The sequence below is a fragment of the Pseudoflavonifractor sp. BSD2780061688st1 E11 genome, from assembly GCF_005844125.1.
GTDB classification, from domain to species: domain Bacteria; phylum Bacillota; class Clostridia; order Lachnospirales; family Lachnospiraceae; genus Sellimonas; species Sellimonas catena.
This window is the reverse complement of the sequence record NZ_SPHM01000010.1, coordinates 1-15,572: the sequence shown is the minus strand read 5'-3', so window position 1 is coordinate 15,572 and position 15,572 is coordinate 1. Positions and strand designations below refer to the sequence as shown.

Here is a 15,572-nt window from a genome sequence, read left to right as displayed (position 1 = left end):
CAAAGGAGGCTAAATGAGAACAGATATGACTGAAAAAACGAAAGCAGTGATCTTTGACATGGACGGGACTCTGATTGACTCCATGTGGATCTGGCCGGACATTGATGCATATTATGTAAAAAAATATCATCTGGAGCTTCCGGATGATTTTCACAGGGCCATTGAGGGAAAGTCCTATCATGAGACTGCACAGTATTTCCGGGATACATTTGACATGGCGCTTTCAACGGAGGAAATCATGGGCGAATGGACCCGCCTTGCCTACCAGAGGTATACCGAGGAGGTCACGTTGAAACCGGGAGTGGAGGAATTCCTACGGTATGGGAAGGAAAACGGAATCCTGTTCGGAATTGCGACGAGTAACGGAAGGATTCTTGCTGAAGCAGCACTGAAAGCGCTTCAGATCGATACCTATTTTACGGCCATGCGGACTTCCGGGGAGGTAAACGTTGGAAAGCCGTCTCCGGATATTTACCTCAAGGTGGCTGAGGACATGCAGGTCCGGCCGGAGCACTGTCTTGTGTTCGAGGACGTACCGATGGGGATTCTGGCAGGAAAACGCGCGGGCATGCAGGTGTGCGCCGTCTACGATGAGTTTTCCCGTCCACTGGATCAGGAAAAGAAAAAACTTGCCGACTATTACATCCATGATTTTCACGATGTAATGGATCGCATCAAAGAGAGGAACACAGATGGAAAATAAGTTTTTACCGGTCTCCCGAAGAGAGATGGAAGAGCGGGGATGGGATCAGGTTGATTTTGTCTACATCAGCGGAGACGCCTATGTAGACCATCCGTCCTTTGGACACGCCATCATTACAAGACTTCTGGAGGCTCATGGATACAGAGTCGGGATCATTGCACAGCCGGACTGGAAGGACAAGAACAGCATTACCGTTTTCGGGGAGCCAAGACTTGCATTTCTTGTATCGGCCGGAAATATGGATTCCATGGTCAACCATTACAGCGTTTCCAAGAAGCGCAGAAGCCAGGACGCCTATACGCCGGGCGGCGTCATGGGGAAACGTCCTGATTACGCCTGTGTCGTCTACGGAAATCTGATCCGCCAGACGTACAAAAAGACGCCGGTGATTCTCGGCGGAATCGAGGCAAGTCTCAGAAGACTGGCCCATTACGATTACTGGTCTGACCGGCTGAAACGCTCCGTGCTTCTGGATTCCGGAGCGGATCTGATTTCCTACGGAATGGGAGAACGCTCCATTGTGGAAATCGCAGATGCATTGAACGCCGGAATCCGGGTGGAAGACCTGACTTATATTGACGGGACAGTCTGCAAGGTCAAAGACCGGGAAGCGATATATGACGCCGTGGAGCTGCCGGCCTATTCCGAGCTTCAGAAAGACAGGCTTCGTTATGCCGAGAGTTTCTATACCCAGTACTGTAATACGGATCCGTTTACGGCAAAGCGGCTGATTGAGCCGTATTCGGAGCACGTCTATGTCGTACAGAATCCGCCTGCAAAGCCGTTGTCCCAGACCGAGATGGACGATGTGTACGCGCTTCCTTACATGCGGACCTATCATCCGATGTACGAAAAGGACGGAGGAATTCCGGCCATCTCAGAAGTGAAATTCAGTCTGATCAGCAACCGGGGATGTTTTGGTGCCTGCAGTTTCTGCGCACTGACATTCCATCAGGGCAGAATCATTCAGACAAGAAGTCATGAGTCCCTTATTGAGGAGGCGAAACTTCTGACGGAGGAGCCGGATTTCAAAGGATATATTCACGATGTAGGCGGACCGACTGCCAACTTCCGGCATCCGGCCTGTGACAAGCAGCTGACTCACGGAGCATGTAAGCACAGACAGTGCCTGTTCCCGAAACCATGCAAAAATCTGAATGTGGATCATAAAGACTACCTGAAGCTCCTGCGAAGCCTCCGGGAAATACCGAAGGTCAAGAAGGTCTTTATCCGTTCCGGTATCCGGTTTGATTATGTCATGGCAGATCCGGATGATACCTTTATGCGGGAGCTTTGCGAATATCACGTAAGCGGGCAGCTCAAAGTAGCGCCGGAACATATTGCGGACCCGGTTCTTCAGATGATGGGAAAACCGGAGAATTCCGTGTACCGCGCATTTACTGAAAAATATAAAAAGATCAACGAACAGCTTGGAAAGAAACAGTATCTGGTGCCATACCTGATGTCGTCTCACCCGGGCTCCACCTTAAAAGAGGCGGTGGCTCTTGCGGAATATCTGCGGGATCTTGGTTATATGCCGGAACAGGTGCAGGACTTTTATCCGACACCGTCCACCATCTCCACCTGTATGTACTACACGGGAGTCGATCCAAGGACAATGAAGCCGGTTTATGTACCGAAGTCCCCGCATGAAAAGGCGATGCAGAGGGCGCTGATTCAGTACCGGAATCCGAAAAACTATGAGCTGGTCATGGAAGCTCTCAAAAAAGTAGGGCGGGAAGATCTGATTGGGTTCGGAAAGCATTGTCTGATCCGTCCGAGGCAGACAAAAGAGGACCGGTATTTTGCAAAAAAACGGCAGCAGTCAAAGGAGGCTGCCGCACCGAGGAAAAAGAAAACCATCAGAAATACACATAAGAAAAAGAAAAAATAGCAGCAGGGAGGAATGTATATGAGGATTGCAGTTGTGACAGGAGCATCTTCCGGGATCGGGAGAGAGTTTGTAACCCGGATCCCCGCATTTTACAGGCAGCTTGATGAGATATGGATCACGGCCAGAAGAGCGGAAAGGCTGGAACAGGTCAAAAAGACCGTGGAGGAGAAAACCGGGATCTATGTCCGGATTTTTGCAGGCGATCTGGAAAAAGATCTGATCTATAAGCAAATCTTAAACCGCCTCGAGAATCAGAATCCGGATGTCAGGATGCTTGTAAATGCCGCCGGATTTGGAAAAATCGGAGAGGCAAAAGAGATTGCCGGGCACGATCCGCAGGCCCAGCTTCGGATGATCGACGTCAACTGCCGCGCGCTCACGAAAATGACGCTGATGATCCTCCCGTACATGAAAAAGGGAAGCAGGATTTTAAATATATCAAGCGGGGCAAGCTTTTGCCCGCAGCCTGGATTTACAGTTTACGCGGCAACAAAGGCGTATGTCACCAGCTTCTCCAGAGGACTCGCCGAAGAGCTGAAAAAAGACGGAATCATTGTGACAGCGGTCTGCCCGGGACCTGTGGATACGGAATTCTTTGAGGTGTCTGGAACCAATAACAGCAAGGCCAAACAGGCAACGATGGTTTCGGCGCAGGATGTAGTCCGGACCGCACTGCTGGATGCAAAAATGAAAAAGCCTGTTTCTGTTCATGGAACATTGATGAAAGGGGCAAGGATCGCCGGTAAACTGATGCCGGAGAATGTCATCTTTTACGCCATGGACAAATGGATGAAATAAAGGGGATCATTTATGAAAATTACAAAAGGGATGCCAGGTTATATCAAGGACCAGAAGAAAAAGCGGATCCTGATCACCATCCTTCTTTTTGGGATCAGCATTGCCGTCTTTCTGACCGGATATCTGACAACACACACGAGAAACAATCTGCTTACCATCGTGGCGATTCTGGGATGCCTTCCGGCCGCCAGATCCGCTGTCGGAATGATTATGCTGCTGCCATACCGGTCTTTTGAGGAAGAGAAAGTCAGGGAGGTGGAAGCAGCGGCTGCCGGAATTCTTTCCGCTTATGACATGGTGCTTACCAGCTCGGAGAAAGTAATGCCTGTAGATGTGCTCCTGATTTCCAGACACCTGATCTGCGGGTATGTTTCCAGAACCAAGGTTCCTCCGGCAGAGGTGGAGGCATATCTCGCCCGGATACTGAAAGAGAATCATTACGACAAAGTAACAGTCAAAATTTTTACTGACTACGATTCCTTTCTGAAGCGGGCCGAAAGTTTTGGAGAAACAAAGCAGAAATCAGAAGGGCAGCCGGACAGAGCGGTGCGTGAAATGCGCCGGCTGATCCTGACGGCTGCGGTATAGGAGAATCCAATGCAGACAATCAGAATTGAAAAGAATGATGCCGGGCAAAGAGCGGACAAGTTTTTGTCCAAATACCTGTCCAAGGCACCAAAAAGCTTTATCTATAAAATGATGCGGAAAAAAAACATCACCCTGAATAAGAAAAAGATGACGGGGAGCGAGCATCTTACCGAGGGAGACCTTATCCAGATGTTTCTCTCCGATGAGACGATCGAAAAATTTTCCGAAAGCAAGTCCCAGGGGCCGGCTGTCAGGGATCAAAAAGCACTGGCCGGAAAGCTTCAGGTACTTTATGAAGATGAGGATGTACTGTTTGTCAACAAGCCGTGCGGACTCCTCTCGCAGAAAGCATCGCCCGGCGACATCTCTCTGGTTGAGTATCTGACAGCCTACCTGCTGGAAAAGGGGGAGATCACACCGGAAGAGCTTCGGCGTTTCCGCCCGTCCATCTGTAACCGCCTGGACCGGAATACAAGCGGCATTGTGACAGCCGGGAAAAGCCTGCGGGGCCTTCAGGTGTTGAGCGGGATGTTGAAAGACCGTTCTGTTCGGAAGTATTATCGGACCATCGTGTACGGACAGATGAGAGAGCCTGTCCGGGCCTGCGGTTTCCTGACCAAGGACGAGCAGCATAACAAAGTATCGATCAGTTCCAAGCCTTCCGAGGGCAGCGTCCCGATCGAGACCGAATATGTTCCAATTCAGACAGGGGCGAAGCACACCCTTCTGGAGGTGCACCTGATTACCGGACGGACCCATCAGATCCGGGCCCACCTTGCTTCCCTCGGATATCCGATTATCGGAGATTACAAATACGGAAACCGGAGAGAAAACGACCGTCTGAAAAAGGAGTTCGGACTGACACACCAGCTTCTTCATGCATACCGGATGGAGTTCCCGGAAGAAACGGCAGAACTGAAAAAGCTGTCCGGCCTGATCGTCCGGGCGGAGCTTCCGAAACAGTTTGAGATGATTCAAAAAGTATATATTTAGAGTGAAAAAGGAGCAGCAACATGGCCACATGGACATCGAGAGGACTGCGGGGTTCTGCCCTGGAGGACTATATCAATCACACAAATGAACAATACCGCAACAAAGGCCTTGCTCTGATTCAGAAGATTCCAACGCCGATCACTCCGGTCCGGATCGACAAAGAACACCGGCACATTACCCTGGCGTATTTCGACCAGAGAAGTACCGTCGATTATATCGGCGCCGTGCAGGGGATTCCGGTCTGCTTCGATGCCAAAGAGTGCGCGGCGGACACCTTCCCGCTTCAGAATGTACACCGGCATCAGGTAGAATTTATGGAGGAATTTGAGCGTCAGGGAGGGATCGCCTTTCTGCTGATCCTCTACACGGGAAGGACAGAGCTTTACTACATGCGTTTTCAGGAACTGAAGCGGTTCTGGGAACGGATGGAGAAAGGCGGAAGAAAAAGTATCCGGTATGAAGAACTGGATCCCGAATTTTTCTTCACATTGAAAAGCGGGTGCATGGTTCCTTATCTGGATGAGATACAGAAAGATCTTGACAAAAGAGAATAAGATTTTTATAATATTCGTTGCAATTTCAATTTAACATGGTAGCATGATAAAGTGAACAAAAAGAAAAAGAGAAAGAGTGGATAAGACATGAAACAGAAAATTTTACACACACCGGAAGGGGTACGGGACATTTACAAAGTAGAGTGCCGGAAAAAGCTGGCACTGCAGGATAAGCTGCATCACGTCCTGCATCTTTATGGCTATCATGATATACAGACGCCGACCTTCGAATATTTTGACGTATTCCGAAAAGAGATCGGAACGATTTCTGTGAAGGAATTATATAAATTTTTTGACCGGGAGGGAAATATCCTTGCGCTTCGGCCGGATATTACGCCTTCTGTTGCCAGAGCTGCTTCGGCTCTGTATGAAATCGAAGAAAAGCCGCTTCGGCTTTGCTATATAGGAAACACGTTTATCAACCATTCCCGCTATCAGGGACGCCTGCGGGAGAATACACAGCTTGGCGCCGAGTATATCGGGGTAGATTCCAAGGATGTGGATGCGGAAATGCTGGCAATGGTTGTGGACTGTTTAAGACAGTCCGGTCTTGAGAATTTCCAGATCAGCGTAGGGAATGTCGGATTCCTGTACAGTCTCATGAAGGAAGCCAAACTTCCGCCGGAATATGAGGAACACCTGCGGCAGCTGATCTCAAACCGGAATTATTACGGTGTGACGGAGCTCCTGGACGAGGCAAATGTCAAACCGGAGATGAAAGAGCTGTTCGGCCATCTGCCGGAACTGGTAGGAGGACCGGAAGTTCTTGATAAGGCGATGGCGATTGCGCCGAACGAGCTTGCAAAACGCGCCATCAAACGTCTGAAAGATACATATGAAATTCTGAAAGCATATACCGTACAGAAATATATCACATTTGACCTGAGCATGAGCGGTGCATACGGCTATTATACAGGCGTGATTTTCAGAGCATATACATTCGGCACCGGAGACGCGGTTGTCAAAGGAGGCCGGTACAATCATCTGATGGAAAAATTCGGAAAGCGTGCGCCTTCCATCGGATTTGCCGTTATTATCGATGAACTGATGAATGCCCTTGCAAGACAGCATGTGCAGATTTCCTACGAAGAGAATGCTGCTATCATTGTCTATGCGGATTCCCAGCGCAGACAGGCGATCAGCCTTGCGAAAGAATTCCGGGCACGCCAGAACAGTACGGAACTGTTCTGCAAAAAGGCCAAAGAATCCCTGGATTATTACATCCAGTACGGTAAGAAAAATCAGGCGGAGAATCTCCTCTATCTTCCGGAAAACGGAGAGATCGAGATGATTAACCTGAAAACCGGGGAACGAAAAACAATCGGACAGAAGAAGGAGGAGGAACAGTCATGAGATATTTGACCTTTGCCCTCTGTAAAGGGCGCCTTGCAAAACAGACGCTGGAGCTTCTGGAGCAGGTTGGCATTACCTGTGAGGAAATGAAAGACAAGTCCTCGCGCAAACTGATTTTTGTAAACGAAGAGCTGAAACTCCGGTTTTTCCTTGCAAAAGGGCCGGATGTTCCGACTTATGTAGAGTACGGAGCCGCGGATATCGGTGTGGTCGGAAAGGATATTATTCTGGAAGAGGACCGGAAAGTCCACGAAGTACTCGACCTGAAATTCGGCGCCTGCCGGATGTGTGTCTGCGGACCGGAAAGCGCAAAGGAGCTTCTGGGACACCGGGAGATTATCCGGGCAGCCACAAAATATCCGAATATCGCAAAAAATTATTTCTTCGACCAGAAGCACCAGACGGTGGAGATCATCAAACTGAACGGTTCCATTGAACTTGCTCCGATCGTCGGGCTTTCCGAAGTAATTGTAGATATCGTTGAGACTGGAACGACATTGAAAGAAAACGGACTGAAAGTTCTGGAGGAAGTCTGCCCGCTTTCCGCAAGAATGATCGTCAATCCGGTCAGCATGAGAATGGAAAATGACAGAATCCGGGAACTGATCACCGGACTGAGGGAAATTTTAAAGTAAAGGCGGGATAGAAGATGAGAATCCAGAAATTGACAGAAGAGACAAAACAGAACCTTTTACAGGATCTGTTAAAGAGAAGTCCGGACAGTTATGGAGAATACGAAGAGCGGGTTGCCGCGATTCTGAAGCAGGTAAAAGAAAAAGGTGATGAGGCGCTCTTTGCCTATACCGAACAGTTTGACCACGCCCATCTTACAAAAGAAACGGTTCGGGTATCCGAAGAGGAGATTGCAGAGGCATATGAAAAAACAGACGAAAAGCTGATCGGTGTAATCAGAAAAGCGCTGGAAAATATCAGAAGCTACCACGAAAAGCAAAAGCAGTACAGCTGGTTTGACAGCAAGCCGGACGGCACGCTTCTCGGACAGAAAGTTACCCCACTGAAACGTGTGGGCGTTTACGTGCCGGGAGGAAAGGCGGTCTATCCGTCTTCCGTACTGATGAATGTGATCCCTGCAAGGATTGCCGGAGTGGACGAGATCATCATGGTGACGCCTCCGGGAAGGGACGGAAAAGTCAGTCCGCATACGCTGGTTGCGGCAAAAGAAGCAGGAGTGGACGCGATCTATAAAGTCGGCGGGGCTCAGGCCATTGCTGCCCTTGCCTACGGGACAGAGAGTATCCCGAAGACGGACAAGATTGTAGGACCGGGTAATATCTATGTTGCCCTTGCAAAAAAAGCAGTTTACGGATATGTCAGCATTGACTCGGTAGCGGGACCTTCGGAAATTCTGGTTATCGCAGATGAAACCGCAAATCCAAGATATGTTGCGGCGGATCTTCTTTCCCAGGCAGAGCACGACGAACTTGCTTCTGCGATTCTGGTAACAACAAGCGCCGAACTGGCAGAGAAGGTATCCGACGAAGTGGATGGATTCTTAAAGGAACTTTCCCGTGCGGAGATTATACAGAAATCACTGGATAATTACGGATATATCCTTGTTGCCCAAACGATGGAGGAAGCCATCGAGACAGCCAATGAAATTGCAAGCGAACATCTGGAAATTCTGACGAAAAATCCGTTCGATGTGATGACAAAGATCCGAAATGCAGGAGCTATCTTCCTTGGAGAGTATGCAAGCGAACCGCTTGGGGACTACTTTGCAGGACCGAACCACATTCTGCCGACAAATGGAACAGCGAAGTTTTTCTCTCCGCTTTCTGTCGACGATTTTATCAAGAAGTCCAGCATTATTTCCTACTCCAGAGATGCGCTTGAGAAAATTCACGAGGACATCGAATATTTTGCGCAGGCAGAGCAGCTGACCGCTCATGCCAATTCGATCAAAGTACGGTTTGAAAAAGAGGGGGAATAGCGATGCCGGAGCGAATTTCAGAACAACACAGAAAGACGAAAGAGACGGATATTTCCGTCCGCCTGAATCTGGACGGGACCGGAAAGACAAAGATCCGGACCGGAATCGGATTTTTTGACCATATGCTGGAAGGGTTTGCAAGGCACGGACTCTTTGACCTGGAAGTGCAGGTAGAAGGCGATCTGAACGTAGATACGCATCACACCATCGAGGATACCGGGATTGTTCTTGGACGGGCGATCGCAGAAGCAGTCGGCGATAAAAAAGGGATCCGGAGGTTTGGATTCTTTCTCCTTCCAATGGATGAAACACTCTCCCTTGCGGCAATCGATCTTTCCGGTCGTCCGTTTCTGAAATATCAGGCAGAGTTTACCGTGGAAAAGATCGGAGAAATGGATACGGAGATGATCCGGGAGTTTTTCTATGCAGTATCCTACAGCGCCATGATGAATCTGCATCTGAAAATCGTAGATGAAGGAAACAATCATCATATGGCGGAGGCGCTTTTTAAAAGTTTTGGAAAGGCTCTTCACATGGCCGTTTCCTTTGAGCCTGGTATGACGGAAGTATGGTCTACAAAAGGTAGCTTATAGAAGAAAGGAACTGAAAACAGATGAGTTATAAAAGAATTGTTCCCTGCTTGTTTTTATGGCAGGGAAAAGCAGTCAGATGGTTCGATGATATGGATGTTCTCTCGGAAGACGCGGTTGCTCTTGCAAAGCATTACAGCGATAAGGGAGCAGACGAGCTTCTTGTATTCGACCTTTCTGATTCGGATGAGGATCATGAGGAGTCCATCGACCTGCTGAAAAAAATCACAAAATCAGCCGGGATCCCTGTTGTAGCAGGAGGAAATATCAAACGTCTGGAAGATGTGAAAAAGATACTTTACACCGGAGCGAAACGGGTCGTTCTGAATTTCTCCAAAGCAAGCTCTGTAAAAATGCTGGAGGAAGCGTCCAAGAGATTCGGAAAAGAGAAGATAGCCGTTTCTCTGAATGATTTCGATACCCTTTTCAAACAGCAGCATCTGATTGAAAAATACAGCAGCGAGATCATTTTCATGCACAGACTGGATCTGAACTCTGTGATGACACTGACAGAAATTCCATATGTGGTCCTGACCGATACGATGGAAGAATCTGAGATTTTCCGGATTCTGAAAAGTCCGGGGGCAAGAGGCATTTCCGGAAAATTTGTCAGCCGCATGGATATGGATTTTCATCTCTTTAAGACCGAATGTCAGGAGTGCGGCATCCAGATGACCTCTTTTGAGAGCGTGCTTGATTTTTCGGATTTCAAGCTGAATTCCGATGGCCTGATTCCGGTTATCGCGCAGAATTACAGAACAGGCGAAGTGCTGATGCTTGCCTATATGAATGAAGAAGCATTTGACCGGACGGTGAAAACCGGAAAAATGACATATTACAGCCGGAGCAGACAGTGTCTCTGGACAAAAGGAGAGACATCCGGACATTTCCAGTATGTCAAATCCCTGACCATCGACTGTGACAAGGATACGCTTCTTGCAAAAGTGGAGCAGATCGGAGCAGCCTGCCATACCGGAAATCCGACTTGCTTTTTCCAGACTATCGCAGGCACGGATTATGATGAAACCAACCCGCTTCAGATTTTTGAAACCGTATATGGCACGATCCTGGACCGGAAGAAGAATCCAAAAGAAGGATCATACACCAATTATCTCTTTGATAAAGGAATTGATAAAATTCTGAAGAAGGTGGGAGAAGAGGCGGCAGAGGTCATTATTGCAGCCAAGAATCCGAACACAGAGGAGTTGAAATACGAGCTCTCCGACTTCCTTTATCATGCCATGGTGCTGATGGTAGAGCGGGGACTTGACTGGAACGACATTATTCAGGAATTATCTGACAGACACTAGCATACTTTGGAAAGACAGGGTATATTATGATTATATATCCTGTCTTTTTTAGACGGCAATGCGGAGGTGTATGGTTTTGAATGACAGCCGGGAAAGAAAGAGAAAAGAGGCACTGGAGCAGATGCGGGCAAGGGAGGAGAATCCGGCGGAGTCCTCCCTTCATGCACCGGCAGTCCACCCGAGATACCGCGCGGCTTACGGAAGTATCTATCCGGAACAGGAAACGCGTCAGACCGGAACATTAGGAGTCCGGATTGTCATCAGTATTCTGCTGTTTGCAGGCTTCCTTTCTCTGGATTATGAGAAGCTTCCTTCGTCTGTTCCACAAAGGACAGAGATTCTCCGTCAGATACAGGCGCCGTTTTCCCTTCCATCCGTGAAACAGTTTGACCTGACCGGTATTTTGTAGTATAGTTATTGAAGAAATTTTCATGAAATGAGGAATACAGATGATTAAAGCAGTATATCCAGGCAGTTTTGACCCGGTTACATTCGGACATCTGGATATCATCACAAGGGCGGCAAAAGTCGTAGATGAACTCATTATCGGCGTCCTTGTCAACCAGAAAAAGACACCGCTTTTTACCATGGAGGAGCGTCTGCAGCTTCTTCAGGAAGTGACAAAAGATTTCCCGAATGTAACAGTAAAGGCATTTGAAGGGCTGACCGTTGAGTTTGCAAAGCAGAACCATGCAAGACTGATTATCCGTGGACTTCGGGCCGTTACGGATTTTGAATATGAAATGCAGTTGGCACAGATCAACCACAGTGTGGACAATGAGATTGATACCATGTTCTTTACGACAAGTCTGGAATATGCCTTTTTAAGTTCTACACTGGTAAAAGAGTTTGCATATTATGGCTCCGATACAGACAGATATGTTCCTAAGGTTGTTTCCAGAGCATTAAAAGCGAAATATCCGGAAGCAGGAAATACACAACAGTAGAGAAATCAGGTGAAGAAGATGAAAATATGGATTGCAGGAGCGGCCGGACAGCTTGGATGCGCGCTTAATGATATGGCAAAGCAGTATCAGCCGGACGCTGAGATTATCAACACAGATATCGAAGAGGTCGATGTGACAAATTTAAATCAGGTTATCGACTTTGCAAAGGAAAAAAGGCCGGATGTGATTTTTGACTGCGCTGCGGTCACAAACGTCGGGACATGTGAAGAATCGCCGGAATACGCCTATAAAGTTAATGCGATCGGTGCAAGAAATCTTGCGATTGCAGCATCTAAAGTTCAGGCCAGAATTCTCCTGCTGTCAACGGATGACGTGTTTAACGGGATCCGTCAGGTGCCGTACCATGAATTTGATGAGACGGATCCGATGACAGTTTATGGAAGAAGCAAACTTGCAGGAGAAAATTATGTCAAGGAATTTGCGCATGACCATTTCATTATCCGGAGCAACTGGGTCTTTGGGCGCGGAAGTGATGCAAATTTTGTCAATCAGATTTTAAAAGCAATTGAAACAAAGACAGAACTCTATATCTCCGATGATCAGTACGGTTCACCGACCAGTGCCAATGCACTGGCGGCATTTATGCTGATACTGATCAATACAGAAGAATACGGGACCTACCATGTGACATGCAGCGGTGTCTGCAACCGGTACGAATTCGCAAAAGAGATTGTAAGGATTGCGGAAAAAGATGTCAGGGTAATCCCTGTACCGACCAGAAAAGCTGAATACTGTTCTGCAAGACCGACTTTTACAGTACTTGACAATTTTCTGATTACGGTACTCGGCATACATAAGATGCCGACATGGATTGATGCACTGGAAGAATATATAGAGCAGGAATACAAAAGATAAAATAAGACAGCAGGAGTAATTATGCATTATACATTTTCGGAGCTTATATGGCTGGTACTGATCTATTCCTTTCTGGGATGGTTCATAGAGACAATTGTCGGAACCATACGGAAAAAGAAATTTGTAAACCGGGGATTTTCTTCAGGACCGTTTTGTTTTATATACGGAACAGCAGCATTGATCATGATTATTTCTCTGGAAGATCTGGAAAATCAGCCGTTTTTCCTGTTTCTCGGATGCATGATAATTGCTACGACGATCGAGTGGTTTGCCGGTAAAATTCTGGAACGGATGAATCAGCGCAAATGGTGGGACTATTCCGATAAAAAATGGAATTTTGACGGATATATCTGTCTGCAGTACAGCGTTCTCTGGGGAGTTCTTGGTGTACTGGCAGTCAAATTCGGAGATGAAGATTTCACCAGGCTGTTTCATCTTATCCCCGGGCCGTTTGGGAATATACTGGTCGGTATCGCCTTTGCCGGAATTATTGTTGATATGTCTGTGTCATCGGCGGCGGCGCTGCGCATTGGCAGGCCGACAAAAGCCGCAGTCCGCTGGAACCGGAAAGTGGCAGTTGTTACGGGAAAATTCACGGCGCTGATTGTCGGCCATGTAGAGCGAAGAATGGAAAAAGCTTATCCTCTGATCCAGGTGGCAAGAGAAGAAGCTGAGAAAGAAGGACGGTTTGCCGAGGGATGCGGATTTTACAAACTGTTCTGGCTGTTCGTTATCGGTTCGCTCCTCGGGGATCTGGTTGAGACCATTTTCTGCCGGATTACAGCAGGAGTATGGATGAGCCGGAGCAGCCTTGTATGGGGGCCGTTCAGTATCATCTGGGGAATGGCGATTGTTGCGGCAACAATTCTTTTACATAAGGACAGAGAGAAGCCGGACCGGTATCTTTTTATGGTCGGCACGTTCCTGGGCGGCGCTTATGAGTACCTGTGCAGTGTTTTCGCCGAATTGTTTTTCGGAAAAGTATTCTGGGATTACAGTGGCATTCCTTTTAATCTGGGCGGGCGAATTAACCTGCTTTACTGTTTCTTCTGGGGAATCGCTGCAGTAATATGGATCAAGGTACTGTATCCACGCATATCCGACTGGATCGAAAAGATACCAAAACTCACAGGATATATTGTTACATGGTGTCTTATCCTGTTTATGGCAGCGAATATGGTTGTATCAGCCGCTGCTCTTGTAAGATACGACCAGAGAGCACAAGGTGATACACCGGACAATGCCGTTGAAAAACTGATTGATACCAGATTTGACGATGCCAGAATGGAGAAGATTTATCCGAATGCCAAATCCGCATGGTGAGCCGGCATACAACCGAAAAAATCAGGGGCCGAAGAGTGATCTTCGGCCTTTTTATACTCTGGAAAACTGATTTCAGGAATTCTTTTCCTGTGTTGACGACATGATGTACATATACTATAATACAAGTACAATATTTTGTACTTGAAAGGACAGTGAAAAGTGTGCTTGCAATAAACTACACAGAATTGCGGAACAATCTGAAAGAATGTATGGACAGAGTGACTGATGATTACGAGACACTTATCATCACCCGAAAGAAAAACCGGAATGTTGTAATGATTTCCGAGGAAATGTACAATAATATGCTGGAAAACATGCATCTGACTGCGAAGGAATCCAACTACAGATGGCTGCTGGAATCGGCCGGACAGTTGAAAAGGGGAAACGAACAGATCCATAATCTGATCGGAATGGCAGAAGATGAAGAATAAGCATTTTACGGAAAATGGATGGAAAGACTATCTTTTTCAGAAGCAAAACGACCGGGAAACACTGAAAAAGATCAATCTGCTTATTGCGGATATCTGTGAAAACGGAACTACCGGAATCGGTAAACCTGAGCCCCTGACAGGCAGGATGGAAGGTTGCTGGAGCCGCCGGATCAATGATAAAGACAGGCTGGTATATTGCATGGACGATGACAATATCTACATTCTTTCCTGTCGTTTTCACGATGATTGATTTCACTTCATATTTTCGTTATAGAAGGAATACATTTAGATAAACAGGGGGAAGCAACATGCAAAGATTTACCAGAAATACATATGAATTTGTCAAACAGGGACTGTTACAGATTCAGGACGAAATTACGAAAGGGGAAAGAGTCTGTGCCAACAGAGCACTGAAAAAAATCATCGGGACACTGGCTCCAAACAAGGAGGCACTTCTCGGATACGCCTATGTTCGGGTCCGCAACAGAGTCGGATCTAAATATGGAAATACAGACAGAAGAGCAGAAATCATCGCGGAGAAAGTACAGATACTGATGGAAGCTTTCTGGGCGAGACCGACACATTACGTAATAGATACGGATCAGTATGGAGCAAAATTCATTAATACATCCGCTGATGCAGACATGTCTTTGGAAGATGCTGTCCGCTTTGCGGAGATGGACGGAGTTGTCATGATCCGTGATCTCAATCTCGGAAAAGGCTTCGAGCGTTATTACCTGGATACAGCACGGAATCGGGAGATTTTAAAACATTACGAAACACGTGAGGAGGAGCCGTCCGAGCGGGAAGTTTTTCGGAAGAAAGCATATGCAAAGTTTCAGATGTGGTGGATGTTTACTCATGGTATCACATTACAGGAATTGTCTGAAACAGCAGATACGTGGCGTCAGAAGCGGGAAGAGGACGTTGATTACAAAGGAAATCTGGAAGATTACCTTTTCGAAAAAGGATTCCACGACCTGATTTACCCATGCTTCAGCGAATTTCTGGAAACGGAATATACTGACCGCGAGTTCATGAAATATCTGCTGGATCCACGGGATCATAAGGCCTACGAAGAGGATGAACTGCTGCAGGAAAAAGAAGCAACAGAACAAAATGAATAATTGGTAATAGGTAATTGCGAAACTCCTTCGTAAACTTGAAGCAAAACAAGGAAAATCCGTACAGGGAAGGAGTTTTGGAATGAAAAGTGGATAACCGGATATTTTAGGCGCACTTTAATAAGCTATCTGCTTTA

At 47.3% G+C, this 15,572-nt stretch carries 18 protein-coding genes; all 18 read left to right on the top strand.

Annotated elements, in window-relative coordinates; translation table 11 throughout:
• The first annotated feature begins 13 nt into the window (after positions 1 to 13).
• The 18 genes from FGQ85_RS06255 (at position 14) to FGQ85_RS06170 (ending at position 15,438) form a co-directional block, all read left to right on the top strand.
• Positions 14 to 703 (top strand): HAD family phosphatase, encoded by a 690-nt coding sequence (locus FGQ85_RS06255; protein WP_243128493.1) that lies wholly within the window; start codon positions 14 to 16, stop codon positions 701 to 703.
• Positions 693 to 2,597 carry a YgiQ family radical SAM protein gene (locus FGQ85_RS06250; RefSeq protein ID WP_118636294.1) on the top strand — a complete coding sequence of 635 codons (1,905 nt, stop codon included), beginning with the start codon at positions 693 to 695 and terminating at the stop codon, positions 2,595 to 2,597. The genes FGQ85_RS06255 and FGQ85_RS06250 overlap by 11 nt, the downstream gene beginning before the upstream one ends.
• 18 nt (positions 2,598 to 2,615) lie before the next feature.
• The gene (locus tag FGQ85_RS06245; RefSeq protein WP_087167844.1) at positions 2,616 to 3,395 is read left to right on the top strand and encodes an SDR family NAD(P)-dependent oxidoreductase; all 780 of its coding nucleotides are present in this window, start codon (positions 2,616 to 2,618) and stop codon (positions 3,393 to 3,395) included.
• Between the two features lie 12 nt (positions 3,396 to 3,407).
• Entirely contained in the window at positions 3,408 to 3,983 is a 576-nt protein-coding gene (locus FGQ85_RS06240; RefSeq protein WP_138372968.1) for a hypothetical protein, read from the top strand.
• A gap of 9 nt (positions 3,984 to 3,992) precedes the next feature.
• Positions 3,993 to 4,976 (top strand): RluA family pseudouridine synthase, encoded by a 984-nt coding sequence (locus FGQ85_RS06235; RefSeq protein WP_138372967.1) that lies wholly within the window; start codon positions 3,993 to 3,995, stop codon positions 4,974 to 4,976.
• Positions 4,977 to 4,996: 20 nt separating this feature from the next.
• Positions 4,997 to 5,530, top strand: coding sequence for a Holliday junction resolvase RecU (locus FGQ85_RS06230; RefSeq protein ID WP_087167847.1), 534 nt, complete (start codon positions 4,997 to 4,999; stop codon positions 5,528 to 5,530).
• Between the two features lie 87 nt (positions 5,531 to 5,617).
• Positions 5,618 to 6,883, top strand: coding sequence for an ATP phosphoribosyltransferase regulatory subunit (gene hisZ, locus FGQ85_RS06225; RefSeq protein WP_087167848.1), 1,266 nt, complete (start codon positions 5,618 to 5,620; stop codon positions 6,881 to 6,883).
• Positions 6,880 to 7,518: an ATP phosphoribosyltransferase gene (hisG, locus tag FGQ85_RS06220; RefSeq protein ID WP_087167849.1), complete on the top strand. Its 639-nt coding sequence runs from the start codon at positions 6,880 to 6,882 to the stop codon at positions 7,516 to 7,518. Before hisZ ends, hisG begins: the two co-directional genes overlap by 4 nt.
• A 14-nt stretch (positions 7,519 to 7,532) precedes the next feature.
• Positions 7,533 to 8,834 carry a histidinol dehydrogenase gene (gene hisD, locus FGQ85_RS06215; protein ID WP_087167850.1) on the top strand — a complete coding sequence of 434 codons (1,302 nt, stop codon included), beginning with the start codon at positions 7,533 to 7,535 and terminating at the stop codon, positions 8,832 to 8,834.
• Positions 8,835 to 8,836: 2 nt separating this feature from the next.
• On the top strand, positions 8,837 to 9,427 hold the full coding sequence (hisB, locus tag FGQ85_RS06210; protein WP_087167851.1) for an imidazoleglycerol-phosphate dehydratase HisB: 591 nt from the start codon (positions 8,837 to 8,839) through the stop codon (positions 9,425 to 9,427).
• A 20-nt stretch (positions 9,428 to 9,447) separates the two neighbouring features.
• Positions 9,448 to 10,734, top strand: a complete 1,287-nt coding sequence (gene hisIE, locus FGQ85_RS06205; protein WP_138372966.1) for a bifunctional phosphoribosyl-AMP cyclohydrolase/phosphoribosyl-ATP diphosphatase HisIE — start codon at positions 9,448 to 9,450, stop codon at positions 10,732 to 10,734.
• 70 nt (positions 10,735 to 10,804) lie between these two features.
• Positions 10,805 to 11,143 carry a hypothetical protein gene (locus tag FGQ85_RS06200; RefSeq protein ID WP_087252348.1) on the top strand — a complete coding sequence of 113 codons (339 nt, stop codon included), beginning with the start codon at positions 10,805 to 10,807 and terminating at the stop codon, positions 11,141 to 11,143.
• Between the two features lie 40 nt (positions 11,144 to 11,183).
• Positions 11,184 to 11,681 (top strand): pantetheine-phosphate adenylyltransferase, encoded by a 498-nt coding sequence (gene coaD, locus FGQ85_RS06195; protein WP_087167854.1) that lies wholly within the window; start codon positions 11,184 to 11,186, stop codon positions 11,679 to 11,681.
• A gap of 18 nt (positions 11,682 to 11,699) precedes the next feature.
• Entirely contained in the window at positions 11,700 to 12,557 is an 858-nt protein-coding gene (gene rfbD, locus FGQ85_RS06190; RefSeq protein ID WP_138372965.1) for a dTDP-4-dehydrorhamnose reductase, read from the top strand.
• Between the two features lie 21 nt (positions 12,558 to 12,578).
• Positions 12,579 to 13,880 (top strand): putative ABC transporter permease, encoded by a 1,302-nt coding sequence (locus tag FGQ85_RS06185; protein ID WP_138372964.1) that lies wholly within the window; start codon positions 12,579 to 12,581, stop codon positions 13,878 to 13,880.
• A gap of 161 nt (positions 13,881 to 14,041) precedes the next feature.
• Positions 14,042 to 14,311: a type II toxin-antitoxin system prevent-host-death family antitoxin gene (locus tag FGQ85_RS06180; protein ID WP_138372963.1), complete on the top strand. Its 270-nt coding sequence runs from the start codon at positions 14,042 to 14,044 to the stop codon at positions 14,309 to 14,311.
• Positions 14,301 to 14,561, top strand: coding sequence for a Txe/YoeB family addiction module toxin (locus FGQ85_RS06175; protein ID WP_087167857.1), 261 nt, complete (start codon positions 14,301 to 14,303; stop codon positions 14,559 to 14,561). Before FGQ85_RS06180 ends, FGQ85_RS06175 begins: the two co-directional genes overlap by 11 nt.
• 58 nt (positions 14,562 to 14,619) lie before the next feature.
• Positions 14,620 to 15,438, top strand: a complete 819-nt coding sequence (locus FGQ85_RS06170) for a hypothetical protein (RefSeq protein WP_138372962.1) — start codon at positions 14,620 to 14,622, stop codon at positions 15,436 to 15,438.
• Positions 15,439 to 15,572: the final 134 nt, after the last annotated feature.

Bases quoted from the DNA above. Each gene is read 5' to 3' on its own strand.
- FGQ85_RS06255 (WP_243128493.1), top strand. From the start codon at position 14: ATGAGAACAGATATGACTGAAAAAACGAAAGCAGTGATCTTTGACATG.
- FGQ85_RS06250 (WP_118636294.1), top strand. From the start codon at position 693: ATGGAAAATAAGTTTTTACCGGTCTCCCGAAGAGAGATGGAAGAGCGG.
- FGQ85_RS06245 (WP_087167844.1), top strand. From the start codon at position 2,616: ATGAGGATTGCAGTTGTGACAGGAGCATCTTCCGGGATCGGGAGAGAG.
- FGQ85_RS06240 (WP_138372968.1), top strand. From the start codon at position 3,408: ATGAAAATTACAAAAGGGATGCCAGGTTATATCAAGGACCAGAAGAAA.
- FGQ85_RS06235 (WP_138372967.1), top strand. From the start codon at position 3,993: ATGCAGACAATCAGAATTGAAAAGAATGATGCCGGGCAAAGAGCGGAC.
- FGQ85_RS06230 (WP_087167847.1), top strand. From the start codon at position 4,997: ATGGCCACATGGACATCGAGAGGACTGCGGGGTTCTGCCCTGGAGGAC.
- hisZ (WP_087167848.1), top strand. From the start codon at position 5,618: ATGAAACAGAAAATTTTACACACACCGGAAGGGGTACGGGACATTTAC.
- hisG (WP_087167849.1), top strand. From the start codon at position 6,880: ATGAGATATTTGACCTTTGCCCTCTGTAAAGGGCGCCTTGCAAAACAG.
- hisD (WP_087167850.1), top strand. From the start codon at position 7,533: ATGAGAATCCAGAAATTGACAGAAGAGACAAAACAGAACCTTTTACAG.
- hisB (WP_087167851.1), top strand. From the start codon at position 8,837: ATGCCGGAGCGAATTTCAGAACAACACAGAAAGACGAAAGAGACGGAT.
- hisIE (WP_138372966.1), top strand. From the start codon at position 9,448: ATGAGTTATAAAAGAATTGTTCCCTGCTTGTTTTTATGGCAGGGAAAA.
- FGQ85_RS06200 (WP_087252348.1), top strand. From the start codon at position 10,805: ATGGTTTTGAATGACAGCCGGGAAAGAAAGAGAAAAGAGGCACTGGAG.
- coaD (WP_087167854.1), top strand. From the start codon at position 11,184: ATGATTAAAGCAGTATATCCAGGCAGTTTTGACCCGGTTACATTCGGA.
- rfbD (WP_138372965.1), top strand. From the start codon at position 11,700: ATGAAAATATGGATTGCAGGAGCGGCCGGACAGCTTGGATGCGCGCTT.
- FGQ85_RS06185 (WP_138372964.1), top strand. From the start codon at position 12,579: ATGCATTATACATTTTCGGAGCTTATATGGCTGGTACTGATCTATTCC.
- FGQ85_RS06175 (WP_087167857.1), top strand. From the start codon at position 14,301: ATGAAGAATAAGCATTTTACGGAAAATGGATGGAAAGACTATCTTTTT.
- FGQ85_RS06170 (WP_138372962.1), top strand. From the start codon at position 14,620: ATGCAAAGATTTACCAGAAATACATATGAATTTGTCAAACAGGGACTG.